Origin of the sequence: Paraburkholderia unamae (genome assembly GCF_003268775.1) — a bacterium.
GTDB lineage: Bacteria > Pseudomonadota > Gammaproteobacteria > Burkholderiales > Burkholderiaceae > Paraburkholderia > Paraburkholderia unamae.
On the sequence record NZ_QLSU01000001.1, the window covers coordinates 53,617 to 75,653 of the forward strand.

A 22,037-nucleotide genomic window follows, 5' to 3' on the forward strand; every position below is an offset into this window, starting at 1 on the left:
AAGTATGTCGAGGTATGTCACGCGGCCCGGCGTGCAAAACGTCGCGAAACGCCACGACACGCCCGCAGCGCCGCGTGCGCGGGGCTGTGGCGGCGCGGGCCGCGCGCCGTGTAACACCGCGACATCTTTCATGACGCGACTTGGGCGAAAGAGAACCCTATAGTTCGTTCCGCTGACACGCCACAGCGTGCCCCCCGAAACGAACCGCAAGGACCTCTGATGAAAACGCTCCCCCTCGTCGCCGCCGCGCTCATCGGCTTCGCCAGCGCCCCCGCCTTCGCCGGCTGGTCCGGCCACGGCACGGCCTACACGTCGCACGGTACGTACAACGGCGCGCACTACGGTTCCTGCGGCGGCGGTACCTGCTCGCATGCGGGCGGCGTGGCGGGCCCCTGGGGCGGCGTCGCCACCAACAGCGGTTCGGTCACGCGCACCGCGCCGGGCCAGTTCAGCAACAGCGGCACGGCCTACGGCCCGAACGGCCGCTCGGTCCAGCACTCGGGCGACACGAACTGCGCGAACGGCACCTGCTCGCACACCGGCTCGCTCGACGGCTCCGACGGCCGCAGCGCAAGCACCTCGGGCAGCGTGACGCGCACCGCGCCGGGCCAGTATTCGTCGACGGGCACGGTCACCACGGGCAACGGCAACACCTACGGCCACTCGGCTTCCACGGCCTGCGCGGGCAACACCTGCAATCGCTCGGGCACCGTGACCGGCTCGCAAGGCGGCAGCGTCTATCACTCGGGCAGCGCCACGGGTGTCGGCACCGGCGTCGTGACCACGGGCGGCGGCACGACCGTTGTCCACGGCGGCACGGTGTCGACCGGCGGCACGACGGTGGTGCACGGCAGCACCGTCACCACGACGGGCGCGGGCGCGACCGTGGCCGTCGTCGCCGCCCCGGCCCCCGCGCCCGCTCCGGTTGTCGTGGCGCCGCCGCCGGCCGGCACCACCGTGTATGTCGCCCCGCCGCCGCCCGCGCCGAAGGCCGTGGTCGTCGCCCCCGCTCCGGCGCCGAAGACGGTTTATGTCGCGCCGCCCGCACCGAAGGTCGTGTACGTGGCCGCACCGGCGCCGAAGGTCGTCTACGTGGCCCGGCCGCTGCCGCGCGCCGTGTATATCGCGCCGCGTCCCACCGTGTGGGTGCCCGGCCACTGGGTCGGCCGCGTGTGGGTGCCCGCGCACTGGGCCTGAACCGCACGATCCATCACGCGGCGGCTGCGCATGCGGGCGACACATTCGCCTGACATGAAGCCCGCCGCGTTACCGAACACCCGCTTGACCTGTATTACCCGCTCTACTCACCGGCCGCCGCACTACGTCGGCCACCTCACGGAGAACACCATGAAGAAGATGATCGCAGCCCTCGTTTTGTGTATCGTTTCAGCAGCGGTTTGCGTGCCGGCTTCGGCCCAGGCGCTGCCCGGCGCCGGAAGCTCGGGCGGCGCGCGCGTCGAGCGCATGATGGCGCAGATGCAGGAGCGTTTCGCCGCCGCGAACACCACGCACGACGGCAAGCTCACGCGCGAACAGGCCCAGGCGGGCATGCCGCGCGTGGCCCAGCACTTCGACGAAATCGACACGCAAAAGGCCGGTTTTGTCACCCTCGCGCAGATCGAGGACTTCATGCGAGCGCGCGCAGCAGCCCGATGAACGCCGGAGGCGTCACATGGAGCAGGCAAACAGGATCATCGTGCTCGACGACGAAGCGGAACTGCGCAACATGCTGCAACGCTTTCTCACGGGCCAGGGTTTCGAGGTGCGCGCGGTGGCCGACGGCAAGCGGCTCGACCGCCTGCTCCAGCGCGAGCCCTACGACCTGCTCGTGCTCGACCTGATGATGGAGCCCGAGGACGGCCTCACGGTGTGCCGCCGCCTGCGCGCCGAAGGCCAGACGCTGCCGATCCTCATGCTCACCGCGAAGGGCGACGCCGCCGACAAGGTGATCGGCCTCGAAACCGGCGCGGACGACTATCTCGCCAAGCCCTTTCTTCCCGACGAACTCGTCGCGCGCATCCGCGCGCTGCTGCGCCGCCAGAAGATGGCTTCGGGCGAAGCCACGGTCACCTCGCAGATGCTGCGCTTCGGCGACTTCCAGTTCGACGTTGGCAAACAAACGCTCTACCGCGACGGCACGCCCGTCGAAGTCCACTCCGCGCAAATGCTGTTGCTCCACGCGCTTGGCTCCTCGCCCAATCGCGCCGTGAGCCGCGAAAACCTGCTCGCCCGCGCGCGCGGACGCGACCACAACGCGCTCGACCGCAGCGTGGACGTACAGATTCTGCGACTGCGCCAGATCGTCGAGGACGACCCCGCGAAACCGCGCTTCATCAAGACCGTCTGGGGCATCGGCTACATGCTGGTGGCCGGCGTCGAAGCATGATGCGGCTCGGGCTGCCGCGCTCGCTGCTCTCGCGCAACATCGCGCTGCTGGTCGCGCTGGTCGCGCTCTCGCAAATCTGCTCGCTCGCCGTGCTGCTGCACTTCGTGCAGCGCCCGCGCATCGAGCGCGCGTCGATCATCTTCGCCGATTACGTGAAGCTGCTCGACGGCACGCTCGCCTCCATGCCGCCCGCAGAGGGTCGCGCTGCGGCCGCGCGGCTCGACGCGCGCAACGAAGCGCCGCCGGAGTCTCCTGGCGACAACCACCCGAGCCTCGTGCGCTTTTTCCGCACCTGGCAGCGCGACGTATTCGTGGAAGCGCTGCAACGCCATCTTCCGCCCGACCTGCTGGTGCAATGGGACGCCAGCCACGACGCGATCGCCCCGACGCAGGAACGCCTCTGGATCCGCGTGCACGCGGCGGGCGAGCCGGTATGGATCGCACTGCCAATGACCGCCGACGCGCGCGCAAGCGGCATCACGACCGCGTTGATCCTCAGCGCCGCGCTCGCGCTGCTCGCGGCATTCACCGGCTATCTGTTGCAGCGCCACATCAACCAGCCGCTGCGCAAGCTCGCGCGCGCGGCGCGGCGAGTGAGCGCGGGCGAAAAGCCGCCGCCGCTGCCCACCGACGGCCCGACCGAAATCGCACAGGTGAGCCACGCGTTCAACCAGATGACCGAGGCGCTGCAACAGGCCGAGGCCACGCGTGCGCTGATGCTGGCGGGCGTCTCGCACGACATCCGCACGCCGCTCACGAAGCTGCGCCTCGCGATCGCGATGGCCCTGCCGCGCGGCAGCAACGACGCGCTCGTGGCTTCTTCCGAGAGCTATCTTGACCAGATCGACACGATCCTCCAGCAGTTCATGGACTACGCGGGCAGCGGCGAACGCGAAGCGCCGCAGCCGGGCGACCTCAACGCGCTCGCTGGCCAGCTCGTCGCCGACTTCGCCGGGCTCGGGCACGAATTCGAGCTCGAGGAAGGCGAGTTGCCGATGTTCGAATTCCGTCCCATCGCCGTTATGCGTCTGCTGATGAATCTCATGCAAAACGCCGTGAACTACGGCCGCACGGGTCTCGCGATTCGCACCTGGCGCGACGGCGACGTGGCGTGCGTGATCGTTGCCGACCGTGGCACCGGCATCCGCGCCGAGGAACTGGAGCGCCTGAAGTCCCCGTTCAGCCGCGGCGCGAACGCCCGTACGCATTCGGGCGGCTCGGGGCTTGGCCTCGCCATCGTCGATCGCATCGCGCGCCTGCACGGCGGCTCACTCGTCTTTCACGACCGCGAAGGCGGCGGCCTCGAAGCCGTCGTGCGCCTGCCGCTGCACCGGCCCGCCACGGGCCAGAACGGCGCGCAACCGGCCACGCGCGCGTGACATGACTCGACATAATTCGCGCGTGGATTTCACGCGCCCTTCCCCGCATACTTGCGCCTGAGCCTGAGCAACGGAACGAAGTCAACCGAAGCCCAGTCGCTGAAGCACCATCGTCGATAGTTCGCCATCCTGAATGATTTGCGAGTATCGGCAGACACGAGACACTCTTTCAGGCAAAGGACATCGACATGCAAACGCTCATCCACTTCCTCGCCAACAAGGCCAAGCGCATCGCAGGCACGGCGCTGCTCGCGGGCTCGCTCTTCGCAAGCGGTTGCGCATCGGCCGCGCCGGTCGTGCAGACGAACGGGCCGCTGCCGCAACTGCATGCCGACGTGATCTACGTCTACGCGTTCGACGCCAGCGCCGACCAGGTGCAGCTCGACAACACCGGCATGATGCACAAGCTCAAGGCCATGGCGAGCGGCGAATCGTCGGCGCAGCAGCAACAGCAAGCCGCGCAGCAAACGCGCGAGCATCTCGCCGACCAGCTCGTGAGCGAACTCCGGAAAATGGGCCTGCCCGCCGTGCGCATGGACGGTCCCGCGCCCGCCGGCCGCAGCGCGCTGATCGTGGAAGGCCGCATCGACACGATGGACGCGGGCAGCAGCCGCCGCCGCACGCTGATCGGTCTGGGCGCGGGCAAGAGCGAAGTGGGCGCGACGGTCGCCGTGCTGTATCAGCCGGCCAACGGCGGCGCGCCGCAACCGGTCATGAGCTTCGAGGCGAACGCCAACAGCGGCCATATGCCGGGCGTGGCGGAAACGGCGGGCGTGGGCGCGGCGGCGGGCCATGTGGCGACCGCGGTGGCCGTGGGCGGCGGTCTGCACGGCGCCTCCGAGGCGAAGCGCGACACGCTCTCATCCGACGCAGGCAAGCTTGCCAAGTCGATTGCGAAGGCACTCGCACAGGTCAGCACGGAGAACGGCTGGACGTCGACGACAACGACAAAAAGCTGAAACGGGGAAGCGCGCCTGACGTAGTTCGGCGGCGATTCGGCGGCGGTTCGACACCGCCGCCGTTTTTTTGCTTGTGACTAGGCCGACTGCTCGCGATAGTTCGCGAACTTCGACGTGTGGCCGATGCCCGGATTGAAGCAGTTGCAAGGGTCGAGGCCCTCGTAGAACGACTTCAGCGCGGGCTTGGCGTAATAGAGATGACCGACGTTGTGCTCGGCGGGATACTCGGCGCCGCGCGCGTCGAGCAGTTTCCACATCTCGTGCTCGAGCGCGAGACAATCGTTCCCCTTGCGCACGATGTAGTCCTGATGAAACACGTGGCAAAGAAAATGCCCGTAATAGAGCTTGATCGCAATGGGCTTTTCCACGGCTTCGGGCAAATGCTCGAACCATTCGCGATCGTTGCGACGAAGCGCAATATCGAGCGCGACGATATCCTCCACTTCGTCGCCGTGCACCGCGCGGTAGCGCACCGCCGCCCCCGCCGCCGCGAAGCGATGCAGGAACGCCTTGCTGCCCTCTTCGTCGGTGCATTCGAAGAAGTCGCCGCTCGCCTCGCCGAAATACGCCTTCAAATAAGCGCGCGTTTCGTCCACGCAATCGGCCGATACCTTGAGCATCAGATGATGCTCGTAGCGCTGCCGGTAATCCTTGAGCCTTGCCGGCAAATGGCTCGGAAAGCAGTGGCTCACGGCCTGCATCACGCGGTCGGTGAAATGCGCGGGCAGGAACGGCAGGCGTTCGAACAAGGCATCGCAGCGGCTCTTGAGCGCGAACAGCGCGGGCAGGCGCTGCGTGCCGAGATGCTGGATCAAAAGGAACATGTCCTTGCCATAGCGCTCGGCAATATCGAAAGCGTCTCGATGCAGATACTCGCCCGCGATCGGCAGCTTCGAGAACTTGCCGAGAATGTCGCGGCGCAAGTCCGTCAACTCCGCGGTCTCGTTCGTGCCGATGTAGAACACCTTCGCGCCGCGTTCGATCGGGAACGTGTCGAGCCGCACCGCGAACACCATGACCTTGCCTGCCGACCCCGCCGATTCGTGCAGCCGCAACGGGTCGGCGTTGTAGCGCGCCGGTGTGGCAGCGTCGATGTCGCGCACGTGTTCGGCGTAGCCATGGTCCGAAGCCGCGCCCGCATCGTGCTGAATATCCGCTTCGGGCAGCTCGCCGCGATCGAGACGGCCGAGCACCTCTTCGGGCGTTTCGCCAAGCCGGATGCCGAGATGATTCACGAGATGCAGACGGCCCGCCTCATCGACCTGCGCGAACACCGTCATTTCCGTATAGGCCGGGCCGCGCCGCACGAGTGAGCCGCCCGAGTTGTTGCACACGCCGCCGACCACCGAAGCGCCGATGCACGACGAGCCGATCACCGAATGCGGCTCGCGCCCGAGCGGCTTGAGCGTCTGCTCCAGTTGATCGAGCGTCGAGCCCGGCAGGCAGACCACCTGCTTGCCGCCGTCGATCACATAGACCTTGCGCATGCGCGTCATGCTCACGATCACGACGTCGCGGTCGTAGTCGTCGCCGTCCGGTGTGGAACCGCCGGTCAGTCCCGTGTTCGAGGCCTGCGAAATCACAATCGCATTCGCGGCCACGCAGGCTTGCAGCACCCGCCATTGCTCCACGAGCGTGCCGGGGCGCACAACCGCCGCCACCTTGCCCTCGCCGAAACGAAAGCCCTTGCGGTAACGCCGCGTGGCTTCGTCGCCGGTCAGCACATACGGGCCGCCGACGGCGGCACGCAACGACGCGATCAGCGGCTCGCGCCCTGCGCTACGGTTCGTGGTGGACGAGGCGACGCGCCCGGGGACGGTGGACATGCGAACGGCTCCTGCGAAATATGGGAATTTTGTAAGAATAAAACCCACAAATCATTACGTCCAATATCGTTCGGGCGCTCGATCAAGACGAAAAAGATATGAATTGCCTTCGGAGTCGCACGGATTCACGCAGATTCACGCATGCGGTGCATGGCGCGCCGCGTCGCGCACGATACGCACAAAATTCTGTACCGTCGGCGCCCTTTCGCGCGGACGATGCACGAGCGCAATCGTCGTGTGCAGCGTGCCGCCCTTGAGGTCGTGATACGTCACGCCCTTTGCCTGAATCTGCCGCAGCGACGAAGGAATGAGCGTGGCGCCAAAACCGGCGGCGGCCATGTTGACCGTCGAGGAAATCTGCGGCGACTCCATGCTGATCACCGGATTGAAGCCCGCCGCATGGCAGGCGCTGATGATCGAATCGTAGAGGTCGGGACCGATGGCGCGCGGAAACAGGATGAGCGGGTCGCCCGCCAGATCGCCGAGGTCGAGGCTGCGGCGGCGCGCGAGGCGATGACGCGGCGGCAGCACGGCCAGCACGTCCTCCTCCACGAGCGGCTGGGTGGCGAGCCCGCGGCAGTCCAGCGGCAAGCGCACGAACGCGGCATCCACTTTCGCCTCGCTCACGCGTTCGAGCAGCACCGAGCTATTGCTTTCCTCGCAGCCGATCACGACACCCGGATAGGCGCTGCGATAGCGTTGCAGCACCGTCGCGACAAGTGGATGGAACACGGTGGAGCCCGCGAAGCCGAGCACGAGTCGACCGGTTTCACCGCGCCCGGCGTTTTGCGCCTCCGCGAGCGCGAGATCCGCGTCATCGACAATGCGTTGCGCGCGCTCGCGAAAGAGCCGCCCGGCCTCGGTCAGTTCGACGCGCCGCGAATGGCGAATGAAAAGCCGCGTGCCGATTTCCTTTTCGAGCTTGAGGATCTGCTGGCTCAGCGGCGGCTGTGCGATGCCGAGAAAGCGCGCGGCCTCGCTGAAATGCAGATACTGCGCGACGGCCAGAAAGTAGCGTAGTTGCCGGAATTCCATATTTTTTTCGTCTTGATGCGACCGGTGGATTGTGAACCTGCCGCGCGCGCGCGTCCAACCCGCGTATTCAACCCGCGGGCGGAACGTGCGATCCGGTACACATCATGACGGCACGGCTTGCCGCCGGAAGCCCCTCAACCGAGACCCTTCAACCGAGACCCATGCGCGTCTCGTCGACGAACTTCTCCGTGGCGTCGTCGATCTTGCGGCCCTTGCGGCCGGTCGGGCCATGGATATAGACGGTCTTCATATCGACCTGCGGCGCGCCGCTCATGCCAGGCGGCGGCGACATCTCGTAGTGCACTTCGCGTGCGTGATCGGCCAGTTGCAGGCGCGGGTCGAACACCGAGTTGAAGCGCCACAGCATGCGCACGAAATTGGTCTGTCCGCGCAGCAACAGGTGCGTGGCCTGCCCGGCCGCCCCGCGCAACGCGGTCCAGCCCAAGTGCTTGCGGTTGAGCACCTGCTGCGTGCGCACGAGCTCCGCATAGAACTCGGGCAGCGGCAGCTTCGTCGGCACCACGGCGTGCTGGATGTCGTAGAGACGGTAATCGAGGCTCGTGAGGCGGCGCCCCTCGCGTTGCCAGTTTTCCGTGCCTGGATACGGCGTATTCACACTGATGTTGACGATCTCCGGAATGTCCAGGCACCACTGGCGAATCGTCTCGAAGCGCTCACGGTCCCAGTCCGGGTCCGCGATCAGGTTGATGGCGACCGTGATGCCGAGCGAGCGGGCGAATTCCAGCGCCTCGAAATTGCGGTCGAGGCTGATGCGCTTGCGAAACGCCTTGAGGCCCTCCTCGTCGATCGCCTCCAGCCCGAGGAACATGTACTTGAGCCCGATGGTCTGCCACAGGCGGAACACTTCCTTGTTGCGCAGGAGCACGTCGCCGCGCGTTTCCAGGTAGTAACGCTTGTCGATGCCGCGCCGCTTGATCGCCTCGCCAATCGCCATGCCGTGCTCGGCGTGCACGAACGCCACGTCGTCGACGATGAAGATGCCCGGCTCGCGCAGCGCGGCCAGTTCCTCCACCACGACCTCGGGACTGCGCGTGCGATAGCTGCGGCCATAGAAAGTCCAGGCGCTGCAAAACGTGCAGTCCCACGGGCAGCCGCGTGCGAATTCGATGGAAGCGCAGGGATCGAGCGTGCCGATGAAATACTTGCGCCGGTGGCGCAGCAGGTCGCGCGCGGGACGCACGGGATCGAGGTTCTCGACGAAACGTGGCGGCGGCCCCGAGCCCTGAGTCGTCACGACGCCGGGCACGTCGAGCAGGTTGCCGCCGTTTGCCGCCGCTTCGAGCAGCGTGTTGATCGAGGCCTCGCCCTCGCCGCGCAGCACGCAGTCGATCGCGCCTTCGGCATGACGCAGCAGATCCTGCGCCGTGAACGACACGCTATGGCCGCCCACGAACACGAAGCACGACGGCAGCGCCGCCTTCACGGCCTTCGAAAGGTCGATGATCTCGGGAATATTCGCCAGATAATTGCCCGAAAAACAGAGCGCTTCGGGCTGCCAGTCGCGCACCATGCGCATGAGGTCGCGGTGCGTTTCGACCTGCAAATCGAGGAGCCGTACGTCGTGGCCCGCATCGCGCGCCGTGCCGGCGACCGATTCGAGACCCAGTGGCTCGAGCCGCAGGAAAACGCGCGTGTACATCAGTCCGCTCGGGTGCACAGCAAGCAATCTCATGAAGCCTCCTTGCGAGACGCCAGCCCGACGCGCTGCAAGCCCTGGCCGTCCGCACACGCAAGAGCACGGCGCATGCCGCTGTCTCCTCGCCGGCCGGCCGGCGCGGTAGGCCGGACGTTCACGGTCATTCACGGTTGTTGCCGCGTGTGCGCGTGCCGGCAAAGGCGCTTCGAACCTGATGACGCCATTGCCGCGGCGCGCCGCACGCGCCAAACTGCCGGGCGCCATTAGCGCCCGCCGGGGCGGCGCAAGCGTCAAGCGTTGCGCCTCGACGCTGTTGCTTCGTGCGAGTCTACGCGCGTTCGCGCATTGGTGCTGTGCCATCTGCGCGGCAGAAGCGCGCCACGCGCGTCAGAAACTGCCGAACAGCGTGCCGAGCCCAATCACCACGGCCAATGCGATGAGCGCGCCGACGATGCTGACCACCACGAGGTCGCGATAGCTTTCGCGGTGCGTCGAGCCGCACACGGCAAGCAGCGTGACGACCGCGCCGTTGTGCGGCAGGCTGTCGAGCGTGCCCGACGACATCACGGCGACGCGGTGCAGCAACGCGGGATCGATGCCGTGCTGGGCCGCGAGTTGCATGTAGGTGCCGCCCAGCGCGTCGAGGGCGATGGTCAGGCCGCCCGAAGCCGAGCCGGTGAGCCCGGCGAGCAGGTTCGTGGCCACCGCGAGCGAAACGAGCGGCCCGCCGCCGATGCCGAGCACCCAGTCCCGCACGGCCTCGAACGCGGGCAGCGCCGCAATCACGGCGCCATAGCCCACGAGGCTGCCCACGCTCAGCACCGGTAAAACCGACGCGTTCGCGCCCGCATCCACGCTCTCGCGCAGCGCGCCGAGCCGCCCGCGGTTCAGCGCCACGAGCACGATAATGCCGAGCGCGAGCGCGACCGAAACGCCCCACACGCCCGCCACCGCCGAGAGCGTGGTCGCGCCCCAGCGCGGCTCGGCCAGATACGAGGCGTCGATACGCGGAAACACGACGACGTTCATCACGAAGTTCATCGCCACCACGACCACGAGCGGCGCGAGCGCGACAAACGGCGTTGGCGGCCCGGCGTAGTCCGAAGCCGCCGCGCCGTTGCCGATCTCGGCGGGGTCGAACGCTTGCGCGAGGCTCGCGCGCTCGCGCACGAGCGGGGACTGGCCGCGCGCGTCGTCGTCGGCGCCGCCGTCGTCCGGTTCGACGAAGCCTTCGCCATTGCGCCGCGCCGCCGCCGCCGCGCGCCCGAGCCACCAGAGGCCGAAGCCCGCCATCACGAGGCTCGCGACCACGCCGAGGCCGGGCGCCGCGAACGGCGTCGTGCCGAAGAACGGCATCGGAATCGCGTTTTGCAGCGCGGGGGTGCCCGGCAGCGCCGACATCGTGAAGGTCGCCGTGCCGAGCATGATCGCGGCGGGCATCAGGCGGCGCGGAATGTCAGCGGAACGAAAGAGCGCCTGCGCCATCGGTGCGAGCACGAAGAACGCCACGAAAAGGCTCACGCCCCCGTAAGTGACGAGCGCGCCGCCCAGCACCACGGCCACGAGCGCGTGGCGCGTGCCGAGCTTGTCGATCATGAGGCGCGCGACGGCGTCCACCGAGCCGCTGTCCTCCATCAGCTTGCCGAACAGCGAGCCGAGCAGGAACAGCGGGAAGAACTGCGCGAGAAAGCGGCCCGTGCTCGACATGAACGTTTGCGTCCAATGCGCGAGCACCGGCTCGCCGGAGACGAGCGTGGCCAGCATCGCGCATAGCGGCGCGAGCAGCAGCACGCTCCAGCCGCGATACGCAAGCCAGATCAGCAAGGCGAGACTCGCGAGCATGCCCCCCAGTCCGACGATCAGCGTGCCCGCGCTCATTTCAGCACACCTTCGAGCAGCGCTTCGAAATCGAACGACGAGGACACGCCGAGCTGCGCGCCGTGCTGCGCGAGAAACGCATCGGCATTGCTGCGGCCTTCGTCGCGCAGCATCGTGAGGAAGGGCCACTCGGCGTTGAGTTTCGACGACGAACCGAGCGTGACGAGCTTCCCGCTATGCACGCGATGCAGACGCATATGCGCCCAGCGGCGGCCCTCCTCACTGCCCCCGTTGGCCACCTTGTGCAGCAACGCCATCATGCGAAGCTCCTTGATGAGCGGCGAATTGAACGCGATCTCGTTCACGCGGTTGATGATCTCGCGCGCCGAACGCGGCGTGCCCGGCCGCTCGACAGGGTTGACCTGCACGAGGATCGTGTCGATCGAATCGGTTTCGCGCACGAGCGGCGAAATCGTCGGGTTGCCCGCGTAGCCGCCGTCCCAATAGGCCTCGCCGTCGATCTCGACGGCCTGGAACAAGGTGGGCAGACAGGCCGAGGCGAGCAGCGCGTCGGGTGTCAGGTCGGCGTTGCGGAACACGCGCGCCTGGCCGTTGGTCACGCGCGTGGCCGTGACGAAGAGCTTGATGCGCGAGTTGCGCAGCGCGTCGAAGTCGATGGTGTCGGCGAGAATCGTGCGCAGCGGGTTCACGCTCGCCGGGTTCAGATCGTAGGGCGAGACCACGCGCGCCATCATGTCGAGCGCGACGAAGATCGGCGAATGATCGAGCGTCCAGCGGCCGAGCAGCATGTCGACGGGACCGCGCCGGAACGGGCTGAAGCGCGCGGCGTCGGCCACGCGGCGCCAGAAGCGTTCGAGCGCCTCGCGCGCGCCGGCCGCACCGTTTTGCGCGTGGCCGCTCGCGAGCACGGCCGCGTTCATCGCGCCCGCCGAGGTCCCGGAAATACCTTCGATCTGGAGCCACGGCTCTTCGAGCAGGCGGTCCAGCACGCCCCACGTGTAGGCGCCATGCGAGCCGCCGCCTTGCAGTGCAAGATCGATGAGCAGGGGCTCGGTGCGGACCGTGCGGGTTGACGTCTCGGATTCGGCGGGCATTGCGGCTCCGTTCCAGATCGACCAGTGGCGAGGGTACAGGAAAAGCGCAAACGGGCGCTCGAGAATGACGCAGCGCGCCATTTCCGTTTCGGGCCTGAGCCTGGGCGCGCCGATACCGGCTGGCATCCCGGCAGGTACTCCTGCCGGGATGCCGTTTGATAGACTGGTCCTCCCGCCCGCTTTCCTTCGTCGTACCGTGCCGAACGCTCGACCGCTTCGCCAGATTCGTCCGCTCCAGTCGCTCCCCGCGCTGCTCGAAGAAATTCGCGCTTGCCATGCCTGCGCCGACGCTCTGCCGCTCGGGCCGCGCCCGGTGCTACAGGCAAGCGCCACGTCGCGCCTGCTCATCGTCGGTCAGGCGCCGGGCGCGAAGGTGCATGCATCGGGCATCCCGTGGGACGACGCGAGCGGCGAGCGCCTGCGCGCATGGCTCGGCATCGACAGCGCAACGTTCTACGACGCCTCGCGCGTGGCGCTCGTGCCGATGGGGTTCTGCTATCCGGGCCGCGGCGGCGGCGGCGATAACCCGCCGCGCCCCGAATGCGCGCCGCTGTGGCACGAAAAGCTCATCGGGCAGCTCACAAATGTGCGTCTCACGCTGCTGGTCGGCCAGTACGCGCAGCGCCACTTTCTTGGCAACCGGCGCAAGGCGTCGCTCACCGAAACCGTCGCGGCCTGGCGCGAGTACGCGCCCGACTTTGTACCGCTGCCGCACCCCTCGCCGCGCAACCAGCCCTGGCTCAAGCGCCATCCGTGGTTCGGGCACGACGTGCTGCCGGCTTTGCAGGAACGCGTGGGCGCGCTCCTTGCGTCCACGCAACCCAGGGCGCGGGACGCGCAATCCGCAAGAAAGGACTCGATGATGACGAAACCGGCAATCGATATCCAGCGTGTCTACGAGCCGCTGCCCGAAGGCGGGCATCACTGCTTTCTCGTCGACCGGCTGTGGCCGCGCGGGCTAAGCAAGGAAAAACTCGCGAATGTGGAATGGCTGAAGGAGGTGGCGCCGAGCACGGCGCTGCGCCAGTGGTTCCACAAGGACCCGGAGCAATGGACCGAATTCAGGAAGCGCTATCTGGCCGAGTTGAACGCCAATCCGGATGGCTGGCAGCCGCTCGCCGAAGCGGCCGCCGCAGGGCACGTCACCCTGCTCTACGGCTCGCACGACACGCAGCGCAATCACGCGATCGTGCTGCGCGACTATCTGGAGAAGAAGTTGCAGCACAAATAAGCATCAGGCGGGCGACGCGCGGCCGGCGGGTCGGCCAGGCGCGTCGTCCTGCTTTTATCGCCTGGTGCGCCGCTTAGAACAGATACATCCCCGCGACGAACACCACGCCCGAGAACAGCAGCGTTGTCACGCAATAGCCCATGATGTCGCGCACGCCGAGGCCCGCGATGGCGAGCGCGGGCAGCGCCCAGAACGGCTGCGCCATGTTGGTCCAGGCTTCGCCGTAAGCGATCGCCATGGCCGACTTGCCGAGATCCGCACCCAGCGCCTGCGCCGCCGGCATCACGAACGGCCCCTGCACCACCCAGTGGCCGCCGCCCGAAGGCACCGCGAAGTTGATCACCGCCGAGCTCAGGAACACGAGCAGCGGGAACGTGTGCACGTTCGCAATATCGACGAACCACTTGGTGATGACGCCCGCAAGCCCCGAGTGGTCCATCAGCGCCTGGATGCCTGCATAGAACGGGAACTGGATCATGATGCCCGAGGCGCCCTTCGCGGCGCCGGCCACGGCGCGCGCGTAGGCCATCGGCGTCTTGTGCAGCACGAGACCCGCCGCGAGGAACACCAGGTTCACGGTGTCGATGTCGAGCGCGAAGCCCTTCGCGTGGAAGCGGAAACCGAGGAACACAAAACACAGCGCCGCCACCAGCAGCGAGAGCGCGCGGCTTTCCTCGATGCGCTCGGCGAAGGTCGCGTCGGGGCCGAGCTTGCGCTCGACGCTGGGCGGATCTTCGAGCAGCGCGGGATCGACCGAGACGACATCTTCGGGCTTGGGCATCATGAGGCGCACGAGAATCGGCAGCAGCACGATCAGGCCGATCGTGATGAACGCGTTATAGCCCGTGAAAATGGTCTGCGAAACCGGGATCAGGCCAACGGCCTTTTCCATCGGGTTGCCCTTCGTGGCCGCCACGAGCGGCACCGAGCCGGAGAGCCCGCCGTGCCACGTGAGAAAGCCCATGTACGCGGCCGCGACCAGCAGCCGGTAGTCCGTGCCGCGCACGCGGCGCGCCACTTCGCGCGAGAACATCGCGCCGAGCACGAGGCCGAAGCCCCAGTTGATCGCGCAGGCGATCGCCCCCACGAACGCCACGAGCATCACGCCCTGGCCCGGCGTGCGCGCGCAGCTTGCGAGCGCGACCAGCATGCGCTTGACCGGCGCGGAACTGGCGAGCGCGTGGCCCGTCACGAGAATCAGGACCATCTGCATCGCGAAGGCGAGCAGATTCCAGAAGCCCGAGCCCCACATCAGGACGAGCGCTTCGGGTGACTGCGGCGTGAGCGCGAACGCCAGCACGAAGGTCACGACGGTCAGGAGAATGGCGAAGATGAGCGGATCGGGCAAGATCCGATGCACTACGCCGGTGAAGAAATGGGAAATACGCTGAATCACGGTGGTCTGCTCCTCGTCTGCTGATACGGATTCGGCCGCTTGTTTTCATCGTTGCGAACCGAGGCCGCGATTCTTGCACAAGGCTGCACAATGCGTGCGTAACACGGGCAGGCTCGCAACGATTACATCTTGCTTTCGCCACTTTCGCCTGGCTGCGAAATAAGCCGTTACATGCACAGACGCGCCCAAAAAGGCTTATCTGCTACCGTTACGACTGCTATCTCAATAAATGTCCGGGTGATTGCACCCAGCGGGAGGCAGCAATGCGCAAGCAGTTTCTCGGTGTCGTGTTCGCCGGCCTGGCCTGCCTGTTCGCGGCTTCGCCGCCGGCCCACGCCCAGTCTCAGGGCTTCACCAATCAAACCGTGAATCTCTACGCCGGCCCCGCCGCCGATTTTCCGATCGTCGCCCAGGTGCCGGGCGGCGTGGGGATTACGGTGTGGGGCTGCGTCGCCGGCTTCAGCTGGTGCGACGTGGGGATGCCCGGCCTGCGCGGCTGGGTCTATGGCAGTTTCATCAGCTACCCGTGGCAAGGACAGCGCGTACCGGTGATGGCCTATGGCCCGCGCATCGGCCTGCCTGTCGTCACGTTCTCGCTCGGCGCGTATTGGGGTCTCCATTATCGCGACCGGCCGTGGTTCTCCAATCAGTCTCGCTGGGCACGCCATCCCGGCCCGCGGCCCGTGCCGCCGCCGCCCATCCGGCCGCGCCCGCCTTCACACGGCGCGGGGCGCCCGCCCGGCGGCGCACGACCGCCCTCGCAAGGCGGCGGCAATCGTCCGCCCAACAACGCCGGGCCGGGTAACCGGCCACCCGGCGCGGGCTCCGGCAATAACAACGCGCGTCCGCCGGGTCAAGGCAATGCGCGTCCGCCGAACCAGGGCAGCGGCAGGCCGAGCGGACAAGGCGGCGGGCGGCCGCAGGGTGGCGGCAACAGTCGTCCGCAGGGTGGTGGTGGCGGAGGCGGAGGCGGAGGCGCCGGTGGTGGTGGCGGTCCTGGCGGTCCTGGCGGTGGCGGTGGCGGTGGCGGTGGCGGCGGTCGTCCGCCGCCTGGCAACTGACCTGCCGGTCAGGCTGCGCCGCAGTCTAGAAACGGTAGCCAATCCCGCCCAGTATCACGTCCGTATCGCGGCTATAGCGCGTGACCACGCGATTCCACGTCACGCGCGCGGCCCAGTGCGGCGTGAAGCGATACGAAGCCGAGACGGAGACGAGCCCCGAGAGAATGCCGTCGCCGGTATCGCGCTGATCGGGGTGCTCACCGTGATGGATCGCCGCATAAAGCCCCGCGCCGAAACCCAGCGTGAGATGGTCGTCAAGGAACGCGCGCGTGAGCCAGAGTTGCGCCGTCGCGCCATCGCGCCGCGCCGAGATGCCGTTGCCTTCGTGCAGATAGCCTACGGTCGCGTCGATAAAGGAACTAAGGCCGCGGCGGTATTCGATCGCCTCGGCCGCCGATGTCTGTGACTGGAGGCTGTTGAGGATCGTCTCGCCCGCCATCAGCGTAATTTCGTTGTTCGTCACCTTCTGCGTGCGCGGCAGCGCGAAATCGCGCGGGCCTGGCGTGTCCGGCGCGTCGAGCTGGTAGCCGACGCCGAGCATGAGCGCCGTAGTGGAAGGCCCATGTGCGATCTGCACGCGATTGAGTTGCAGGTTCGCCGTCCAGCGCTGCGTGGCATACCACGTGGCGCGCGCGCTGTAGAGCATGCCCCAGCCGTGCGTATCGGAATAGCCAGCGCCCTGCGAGGCGGCCTCCGTGTCGAAGTAGCGATACGGCCCGACGCCCAGCGCGAACACGAAACGCCGTTGCGCGAGCGGCAGCCGCGCCCACGCCTGAATAGCCTGACCGTCGCGGTGATGGTCGGGAATATGCCCTTCGTTGAGCCACGAAATGCTGCCGGCGAAATACTCGCCGAAGCCTTCCGTGTAATCCATTTGCCAGGAATAGGAATGGTCGGCGCCGCTTTTGAGCGGCCCAGTGTAAAGCGTGAACTCCTGCGCGCACGCCGACCCCGAAGCCAGGACGAGTGCCGTGGCGCTCACGCTGAACGCAGCTAGCGACGTGGTTGACTTCATGATGAGCGTTGTTGCGTAGAAGTCGCCGAGCTTAGTGCATGGCAATATGACTTGTGTAATGCGCTTCTTTCAGTCCATTACAAGGGCGGAATGCGGAAGATATTGCCCTCTTCATTCGTATTCCTGATTAACATCCAAAAATAAAACGCCGCATCGAAGTGCGGCGTCATTCATTCAACACAACGTCGCGCGTCAGCGCACGTGGTGGCACACGCGCTGCGCGTGATGATGAACGTGCTCGACGTGGCACACCTCGTGATGATACGGCGCGGCAACGGCGGCGAGCGGCGCGAACATCGCAGCGCAGGAAATGAGGGCCAACAGGCGGGCAGCAGGCTTGAAAACGGCGTTCATAGGTCGACTCTTGCGTAAAACAGCGTGGGATGAAACGAAAAGCCAGCACTGTACCGCAGAGTGCAACGTGCCGTATTACACGGATGTAACGGGCGTAGCGCGCGATGAAACGCTCTTGACATCGTTGGAGGCGCAACAGTCTGGCCTCTTTCGCGTTGAGCTTGCGCGCTCATTCGCTCCGGTCGTCGCCTTCGTCGTTCGTGAGACGGCGCAACAACTCACGGCCGCGCATGGTCAGCCGCAAGGTGGGGTCGCCTCCTCCTTCGTCCATCTCTACCAGGCGATAGCGCTTTAGTGCCAGAAAGTCGGAATCGAACGACTGAATGGGCGCGTTCGCGTCACGGATCAGTAGCAAGGTCGCCAGTTCGTGGTGGCTGAGCATCGGGTCTCTCCAGTCCTGAACTCACATTGCTCCACAGCATAGCGATCCAATCGTACAGTTTCGCTACAGTCTTGTTTCCCCGTGTTACGAGCCCGCCGACGACGGCGCGAGGAGCCACCCGCGCGCCGTCGCCCGATCCCTCAATCGATACTTAGTTGATTTCGAGTCGCTTACGGGCGCTCGCGATCTTTCTCGGCAGCACGAGCGTCAGCACGCCGTCCTTGTACTGCGCGCCCGCCTTTTCATCGTCGATTTCCGCGCCTAGCGTGAACGCGCGGCTCACGCTGCCCGTATAGCGCTCGCGACGCACCACGCGCTCGCCTTCCTTCAGTTCGGCGCCGCGCTCGACCTTCGCCGCGATCGACACGAGATTGCCGTCGATCTTCACGTCGATCGCGTCTTTCTCGACGCCGGGCATTTCGGCCTTCACCGTGTAACCCGCCTCGTCTTCGGTCACGTCGATGCGAATGCCGGCCGCCTGACCTTCCACGCCGCCCGTCGTGCGCAACGGCCGAAACAGCCCTTGAAACAGATCGGGCACACCTTCCAGCGAAAACGGATCGTGACGCGAGATATTGCTCATTGATGCCTCCATGGACTGAACGATTGCCGTGTCCGCGCATTGAACAAATGCAACGGACTCCTGAATAAACCATCAGCTATTCCCAGCTATTGCCGCGCATACTTACGCGGCCGGGTCAGCCGATAGCGAATCGTCGGCAACGAAGCGCACCGCTCGCGCGGCGCGGCCGATGCCGCTCACCGTTCCAACATGTAGGCGTCCGGCACGTTTGCAAGGCCCTTTTTCGCCATGTGTGAAAAAATTCGCGTGCGGGCGTTGCGTCACTGCATATGCATCCCGCCGTTGATCGCGATGTCGGCGCCGGTGATGAACGCCGCCTCATCCGAGCAGAGGAACGCCACGAGCGCCGCCACCTCGTCGGGCTGCCCGAGGCGGCCCATGGGAATCTGCGGCAGGATGCGCGTTTCCAGCACGTCCTTCGGCACGGCCTCCACCATCTGCGTAGCGAGATAGCCGGGCGACACCGTGTTCACCGTCACGCCCTTCTTCGCCACTTCCAGTGCGAGCGCCTTCGTGAAACCATGCATGCCGGCTATTGCCGCCGCATAGTTGGTTTGTCCATACGCGCCGCGCGAGCCGTTCACCGAGCCGATATTGATGACGCGCCCGAAGCCGCGCTCGAGCATGCCGGGCAGAAACGGTTTCGTGACATTGAAAAGCGCGTCGAGGTCGGTGCGCATCACGGTGTCCCAGTCGGCCTTCGCCATCTTCACGAAGCTGCGGTCGCAGGTGATGCCCGCGTTGTTGATGAGCACGTCCACCTGGCCCAATTCATGAAGCGCTTGCTGCGCCGCGCGCGTGCATGCCTCGAAATCGGCGACGTTCATCTCATGGCATTCGAAGTGGCGGCCTGCCGCGCGCTCACCGGCAAGCCAGGCGTCGGCGCGGGCGCTCGCCGACGAGCACGAAACCGCGACGGTCATGCCCGCGTCATGCAACCGCCGGCTGATCGCCTCGCCCAGCCCGCCCATGCCGCCCGTCACGAAGGCAACCCGTTTAGTGGCCATGCGAGCCTCCGCTTTCGCTCGCGCCCTGGGCACGGCTCGTGCGTGCGCCCGGCGCGTTGGCAGAAGCGGCAGCCGGACCGGCCGCGCCGTTCGTGGCGCTGGTCATCGCGCGCTCGAACGCGTTCATCCACTCGCGCATCGGCAGCGCGCCGGCCGCGCTCGACGCCCCCGCCTGCGCGCCCGTGCAGGCGTCCTGCCACTGCTGCGCGAAACCGCGCGCCGTTTCGGACCACGTGCCCGCGTCCTGCAACGCGCCTGCGACACTCTCCTGCCAGAGCGCCGTGCTCGCGGCGAAATAGTCGCGCCAGACCGATTGCGTGGCGAGCGCGAAATCGCTCCAGTCGTGCGCGGTGCGCAACGATTCAAGCACGCCCTCCAGCGCCTCGCGGTCGCGTTCGAGGCGGCGTTGCTCCAGCTTCAACAGGCGTTCGCGCCATTGCTGTTGCCCGGCAACCAGGCGCAGCGAGGCCGACGTGTTGGCGCGCCAGGCATCGAACGGCGCTTTGGGTTGGGATGCGGTAACCATGGTCAATCTCCTCCATGTGATGGCGGGAGCCCGGCGCGCAGCCGGGTGCGCTTTGCAAGCAGTGCAGCGAGTGCGGCAATCGTGGCGGTTGCGGCAGCCGGGGGCCGCGACGGACGCAGGCAGTGGCGCGCGAAAGAAACGAACGCTGCGCTTCAGGCGCGGCGATGGTGGATGGATTGCTTCGGAGTGCGGCGCGTCCGCAAGACAGTCGGCTCAAGCCAACATCATAGGCAGGAAGAAGGACTCTCGCGTGACGAATCGCGAGGCCACCGCTTGATCAACGTCACAAATCAAGATAGTTGATGCGCGGTGGCTCACTATTGGCGGGAATTTTGCGAGTATTTCGCGACGGAACGCCGCGCAGGCAGGGACCGGCGGAAAAAACGCAGGGAAATGTGACGGCGCAGCGCGGCGCGCAGGCTGGCGCACCCGCGCACTGCCCACGATGCGAACCACCACGCTGCGCGCACTGCGGCCGAGCGCGAGCTCAAGGCCGCCCGGCCGGTGAAACCGGCGGCCCGGATCAGGCCGCCGGCACCTCTTCTTCGCGCACCAGCATGACCGGACGGTCCGCCACGCGAAGGAACGACTCCGCCACGCTGCCGAGCAGCAGCCGCTTCATGCCCGAGTGGCCGCGCGTGCCCATCACAACGAGATCCGCACCTTCCTCGGCGGCGATGCGCGAAATGACGGAGGCAATTTCCTCTCCGTTCGCGTCGGCGGCGCGCGTGGAGCCTGTCACCTGAGCCTGCGCGAACACCGTTCTGGCTTCTTCCAGCGCCGCGGTCGCGGCGTCGTTTTCCGCCGAGTGGCGCGCCTGTTCCTCGGCGAAACCCGTGCTCACGTCCACGAGCCGCGCCGGATGCCGCACGACGCACAGCGCCTCGACCGCGGCCCCGGTCGCCTTCGCAATCTTCACGGCCTCGTCTAGCGCGCGGCGGCCGCTGCGGCTGCCATCCACCGCTACCAGAATCTGCTTGTACATCGTGGACCTCCCGGGCGTCGCCCATGGTGCGCGGCACGGCCTGCGCGCACCGGGCCTTGTGAGCGTGGCGCGCGTCGGCCTGCCGGCCGTTGCGTGTCGTGCACCGCGTTTCCGGCGGCGCACGTAGTGTCAAAATCCTTGTATCGCATTTGGGTACGGATGCGCACCTTCGCGAGTGCGACCCGTTGTCACCGCCGCGCCATCATCAACGCCATCGACGTCATCGTCGGAACACGGGCGCGCTCAACGCATCGTCAACACCGCCGCGCCCGTGAGCCGCCCTTCGCGCAGATCGGCGAGCGCCTCGTTCGCGCGCGCAAGCGGATACGGTGTGGTCTCGATTTCCAGCTTGTGGCGCGCGGCGATCGCCATGAACGTCGCACCGTCCTCGCGCGTGAGGTTTGCCACGGAAACAATGCGCCGCTCCTCCCACAGCCAGGCATACGGAAACGACGGAATATCGCTCATGTGGATGCCGCCGCACACGACGATGCCGCCCTTGGTCAGCGCACGCAGCGCCGCGGGCACGAGCGCGCCGACCGGCGCGAACAGGAGTGCGGCGTCGAGTTCCTCGGGTGCGCGCTCGTCGCTGCCACCGGCCCATTCCGCGCCCAGGCGCCGCGCAAATTGCTGCGCCGCCGTATCGCCGGGTCGCGTGAACGCGTAGACCGTGCGCCCTTCGTGCCGCGCGACCTGCGCGACGATATGCGCGGCCGCGCCGAAGCCGTAAATACCGATGCGCTTCGCATCGCCTGCCATCGCAAGCGACCGATAGCCGATGAGCCCCGCGCAGAGCAGCGGCGCGGCCTCGACATCGCTGTACTGGCGCGGCAGATGAAAGCAATAGTGCGCGTCGGCGACGGTGCGCGTGGCGTAGCCGCCGTCGATCGTATAGCCGGTGAAGCCGGGCGTGTCGCAGAGATTCTCGCGCCCGTTCGCGCAGAAGCGGCAGTGGCCGCATGTGTGACCGAGCCAGGGCACGCCCACGCGGTCGCCCGGTGCGAAACCAGTCACGCCCGCGCCGAGCGCCGCAACCGTGCCGACGATCTCGTGCCCTGGAATCACGGGCTTCTTCGGGTGCGTGAGATCGCCATCGACTACGTGGAGGTCGGTTCGGCAGACGCCGCAGGCATGGACGTCGATCAGCAACTCGCCCGCGCCCGGCTGCGGATCGGGCAACTCGACTTCACGCAGCCGTGGATTTTCGCCGTCGAACACCATCGCCCGCATCGCTTCGCTCCTCGCATGAATGCAGCCCACACGCCGCGTCGGCTGTCATTAATCATGTTACGCGGTCGGCCGCTGCGTCGCCCGCTGAATTG

At 66.8% G+C, this 22,037-nt stretch carries 21 protein-coding genes and 1 pseudogene; 8 read left to right on the plus strand and 14 right to left on the minus strand.

Features of this window, described 5'->3' with window-relative positions:
- Nucleotides 1–219: 219 nt before the first annotated feature.
- The 5 genes from C7401_RS00250 (at nt 220) to C7401_RS00270 (ending at nt 4,724) form a co-directional block, all read left to right on the plus strand.
- On the plus strand, nt 220–1,197 hold the full coding sequence (locus tag C7401_RS00250; protein WP_112169120.1) for a hypothetical protein: 978 nt from the start codon (nt 220–222) through the stop codon (nt 1,195–1,197).
- 150 nt (nt 1,198–1,347) lie between these two features.
- Nucleotides 1,348–1,656 carry an EF-hand domain-containing protein gene (locus C7401_RS00255; protein WP_112169122.1) on the plus strand — a complete coding sequence of 103 codons (309 nt, stop codon included), beginning with the start codon at nt 1,348–1,350 and terminating at the stop codon, nt 1,654–1,656.
- Nucleotides 1,657–1,672: 16 nt separating this feature from the next.
- Nucleotides 1,673–2,386 carry a response regulator gene (locus C7401_RS00260; protein WP_112169124.1) on the plus strand — a complete coding sequence of 238 codons (714 nt, stop codon included), beginning with the start codon at nt 1,673–1,675 and terminating at the stop codon, nt 2,384–2,386.
- On the plus strand, nt 2,386–3,765 hold the full coding sequence (locus C7401_RS00265; protein ID WP_112169760.1) for an ATP-binding protein: 1,380 nt from the start codon (nt 2,386–2,388) through the stop codon (nt 3,763–3,765). The genes C7401_RS00260 and C7401_RS00265 overlap by 1 nt, the downstream gene beginning before the upstream one ends.
- A 188-nt stretch (nt 3,766–3,953) precedes the next feature.
- A complete protein-coding gene (locus C7401_RS00270) occupies nt 3,954–4,724 on the plus strand; it encodes a DUF4410 domain-containing protein (RefSeq protein ID WP_112169126.1) in 771 nt (256 codons plus the stop codon).
- A 77-nt stretch (nt 4,725–4,801) separates the two neighbouring features.
- On the opposite strand, the gene dld is transcribed toward C7401_RS00270, so the two are convergent.
- The 5 genes from dld to C7401_RS00295 form a co-directional block, all read right to left on the minus strand.
- Nucleotides 4,802–6,550 (minus strand): D-lactate dehydrogenase, encoded by a 1,749-nt coding sequence (dld, locus tag C7401_RS00275; protein WP_112169128.1) that lies wholly within the window; start codon nt 6,548–6,550, stop codon nt 4,802–4,804.
- Nucleotides 6,551–6,685: 135 nt separating this feature from the next.
- On the minus strand, nt 6,686–7,585 hold the full coding sequence (locus C7401_RS00280) for a LysR family transcriptional regulator (protein ID WP_112169130.1): 900 nt from the start codon (nt 7,583–7,585) through the stop codon (nt 6,686–6,688).
- A 148-nt stretch (nt 7,586–7,733) separates the two neighbouring features.
- A complete protein-coding gene (hpnR, locus tag C7401_RS00285; RefSeq protein WP_112169132.1) occupies nt 7,734–9,278 on the minus strand; it encodes a hopanoid C-3 methylase HpnR in 1,545 nt (514 codons plus the stop codon).
- A 351-nt stretch (nt 9,279–9,629) separates the two neighbouring features.
- On the minus strand, nt 9,630–11,120 hold the full coding sequence (locus C7401_RS00290; protein WP_112169134.1) for a GntP family permease: 1,491 nt from the start codon (nt 11,118–11,120) through the stop codon (nt 9,630–9,632).
- A complete protein-coding gene (locus C7401_RS00295) occupies nt 11,117–12,175 on the minus strand; it encodes a patatin-like phospholipase family protein (protein WP_112169761.1) in 1,059 nt (352 codons plus the stop codon). The genes C7401_RS00290 and C7401_RS00295 overlap by 4 nt, the downstream gene beginning before the upstream one ends.
- Before the next feature lie 148 nt (nt 12,176–12,323).
- On the opposite strand from C7401_RS00295, the pseudogene C7401_RS45430 reads away from it, so the two are divergent.
- Nucleotides 12,324–13,007 (plus strand): annotated as a pseudogene (locus tag C7401_RS45430) (uracil-DNA glycosylase family protein); the annotation flags it as partial.
- A gap of 30 nt (nt 13,008–13,037) precedes the next feature.
- Nucleotides 13,038–13,406 carry a DUF488 domain-containing protein gene (locus C7401_RS45435; protein WP_258396806.1) on the plus strand — a complete coding sequence of 123 codons (369 nt, stop codon included), beginning with the start codon at nt 13,038–13,040 and terminating at the stop codon, nt 13,404–13,406.
- Between the two features lie 73 nt (nt 13,407–13,479).
- Here C7401_RS45435 and C7401_RS00305 read toward each other — a convergent pair whose 3' ends face one another.
- Nucleotides 13,480–14,802 (minus strand): TIGR00366 family protein, encoded by a 1,323-nt coding sequence (locus tag C7401_RS00305; RefSeq protein ID WP_112169139.1) that lies wholly within the window; start codon nt 14,800–14,802, stop codon nt 13,480–13,482.
- Between the two features lie 365 nt (nt 14,803–15,167).
- Here C7401_RS00305 and C7401_RS44770 point away from each other — a divergent pair, with 365 nt between their 5' ends.
- On the plus strand, nt 15,168–15,863 hold the full coding sequence (locus C7401_RS44770; RefSeq protein WP_258396779.1) for an SH3 domain-containing protein: 696 nt from the start codon (nt 15,168–15,170) through the stop codon (nt 15,861–15,863).
- Between the two features lie 25 nt (nt 15,864–15,888).
- Here C7401_RS44770 and C7401_RS00315 read toward each other — a convergent pair whose 3' ends face one another.
- From C7401_RS00315 to C7401_RS00345, 8 genes are all read right to left on the minus strand, one after another.
- Nucleotides 15,889–16,878 (minus strand): hypothetical protein, encoded by a 990-nt coding sequence (locus tag C7401_RS00315; RefSeq protein ID WP_112169762.1) that lies wholly within the window; start codon nt 16,876–16,878, stop codon nt 15,889–15,891.
- Nucleotides 16,879–17,070: 192 nt separating this feature from the next.
- A complete protein-coding gene (locus C7401_RS44775; RefSeq protein WP_181565462.1) occupies nt 17,071–17,232 on the minus strand; it encodes a hypothetical protein in 162 nt (53 codons plus the stop codon).
- A gap of 169 nt (nt 17,233–17,401) precedes the next feature.
- Nucleotides 17,402–17,614, minus strand: coding sequence for a hypothetical protein (locus C7401_RS00320; RefSeq protein ID WP_112169141.1), 213 nt, complete (start codon nt 17,612–17,614; stop codon nt 17,402–17,404).
- 151 nt (nt 17,615–17,765) lie between these two features.
- Nucleotides 17,766–18,197: an Hsp20/alpha crystallin family protein gene (locus C7401_RS00325; protein WP_112169143.1), complete on the minus strand. Its 432-nt coding sequence runs from the start codon at nt 18,195–18,197 to the stop codon at nt 17,766–17,768.
- 260 nt (nt 18,198–18,457) lie between these two features.
- Nucleotides 18,458–19,204 carry an acetoacetyl-CoA reductase gene (phbB, locus tag C7401_RS00330; RefSeq protein ID WP_112169145.1) on the minus strand — a complete coding sequence of 249 codons (747 nt, stop codon included), beginning with the start codon at nt 19,202–19,204 and terminating at the stop codon, nt 18,458–18,460.
- Nucleotides 19,194–19,730 (minus strand): hypothetical protein, encoded by a 537-nt coding sequence (locus C7401_RS00335; RefSeq protein WP_112169147.1) that lies wholly within the window; start codon nt 19,728–19,730, stop codon nt 19,194–19,196. The genes phbB and C7401_RS00335 overlap by 11 nt, the downstream gene beginning before the upstream one ends.
- Before the next feature lie 523 nt (nt 19,731–20,253).
- Nucleotides 20,254–20,715 carry a universal stress protein gene (locus tag C7401_RS00340; protein WP_112169149.1) on the minus strand — a complete coding sequence of 154 codons (462 nt, stop codon included), beginning with the start codon at nt 20,713–20,715 and terminating at the stop codon, nt 20,254–20,256.
- Between the two features lie 243 nt (nt 20,716–20,958).
- Entirely contained in the window at nt 20,959–21,945 is a 987-nt protein-coding gene (locus C7401_RS00345) for a zinc-dependent alcohol dehydrogenase family protein (RefSeq protein WP_112169151.1), read from the minus strand.
- Nucleotides 21,946–22,037: the final 92 nt, after the last annotated feature.

What these genes read in the sequence shown, in the direction of transcription:
- C7401_RS00250 (WP_112169120.1), top strand. Translation starts at nt 220, where the DNA reads ATGAAAACGCTCCCCCTCGTCGCCGCCGCGCTCATCGGCTTCGCCAGC.
- C7401_RS00255 (WP_112169122.1), top strand. Translation starts at nt 1,348, where the DNA reads ATGAAGAAGATGATCGCAGCCCTCGTTTTGTGTATCGTTTCAGCAGCG.
- C7401_RS00260 (WP_112169124.1), top strand. Translation starts at nt 1,673, where the DNA reads ATGGAGCAGGCAAACAGGATCATCGTGCTCGACGACGAAGCGGAACTG.
- C7401_RS00265 (WP_112169760.1), top strand. Translation starts at nt 2,386, where the DNA reads ATGCGGCTCGGGCTGCCGCGCTCGCTGCTCTCGCGCAACATCGCGCTG.
- C7401_RS00270 (WP_112169126.1), top strand. Translation starts at nt 3,954, where the DNA reads ATGCAAACGCTCATCCACTTCCTCGCCAACAAGGCCAAGCGCATCGCA.
- dld (WP_112169128.1), bottom strand. Translation starts at nt 6,550, where the DNA reads ATGTCCACCGTCCCCGGGCGCGTCGCCTCGTCCACCACGAACCGTAGC.
- C7401_RS00280 (WP_112169130.1), bottom strand. Translation starts at nt 7,585, where the DNA reads ATGGAATTCCGGCAACTACGCTACTTTCTGGCCGTCGCGCAGTATCTG.
- hpnR (WP_112169132.1), bottom strand. Translation starts at nt 9,278, where the DNA reads ATGAGATTGCTTGCTGTGCACCCGAGCGGACTGATGTACACGCGCGTT.
- C7401_RS00290 (WP_112169134.1), bottom strand. Translation starts at nt 11,120, where the DNA reads ATGAGCGCGGGCACGCTGATCGTCGGACTGGGGGGCATGCTCGCGAGT.
- C7401_RS00295 (WP_112169761.1), bottom strand. Translation starts at nt 12,175, where the DNA reads ATGCCCGCCGAATCCGAGACGTCAACCCGCACGGTCCGCACCGAGCCC.
- C7401_RS45435 (WP_258396806.1), top strand. Translation starts at nt 13,038, where the DNA reads ATGACGAAACCGGCAATCGATATCCAGCGTGTCTACGAGCCGCTGCCC.
- C7401_RS00315 (WP_112169762.1), bottom strand. Translation starts at nt 16,878, where the DNA reads ATGAAGTCAACCACGTCGCTAGCTGCGTTCAGCGTGAGCGCCACGGCA.
- C7401_RS44775 (WP_181565462.1), bottom strand. Translation starts at nt 17,232, where the DNA reads ATGAACGCCGTTTTCAAGCCTGCTGCCCGCCTGTTGGCCCTCATTTCC.
- C7401_RS00320 (WP_112169141.1), bottom strand. Translation starts at nt 17,614, where the DNA reads ATGCTCAGCCACCACGAACTGGCGACCTTGCTACTGATCCGTGACGCG.
- C7401_RS00325 (WP_112169143.1), bottom strand. Translation starts at nt 18,197, where the DNA reads ATGAGCAATATCTCGCGTCACGATCCGTTTTCGCTGGAAGGTGTGCCC.
- phbB (WP_112169145.1), bottom strand. Translation starts at nt 19,204, where the DNA reads ATGGCCACTAAACGGGTTGCCTTCGTGACGGGCGGCATGGGCGGGCTG.
- C7401_RS00335 (WP_112169147.1), bottom strand. Translation starts at nt 19,730, where the DNA reads ATGGTTACCGCATCCCAACCCAAAGCGCCGTTCGATGCCTGGCGCGCC.
- C7401_RS00340 (WP_112169149.1), bottom strand. Translation starts at nt 20,715, where the DNA reads ATGTACAAGCAGATTCTGGTAGCGGTGGATGGCAGCCGCAGCGGCCGC.
- C7401_RS00345 (WP_112169151.1), bottom strand. Translation starts at nt 21,945, where the DNA reads ATGCGGGCGATGGTGTTCGACGGCGAAAATCCACGGCTGCGTGAAGTC.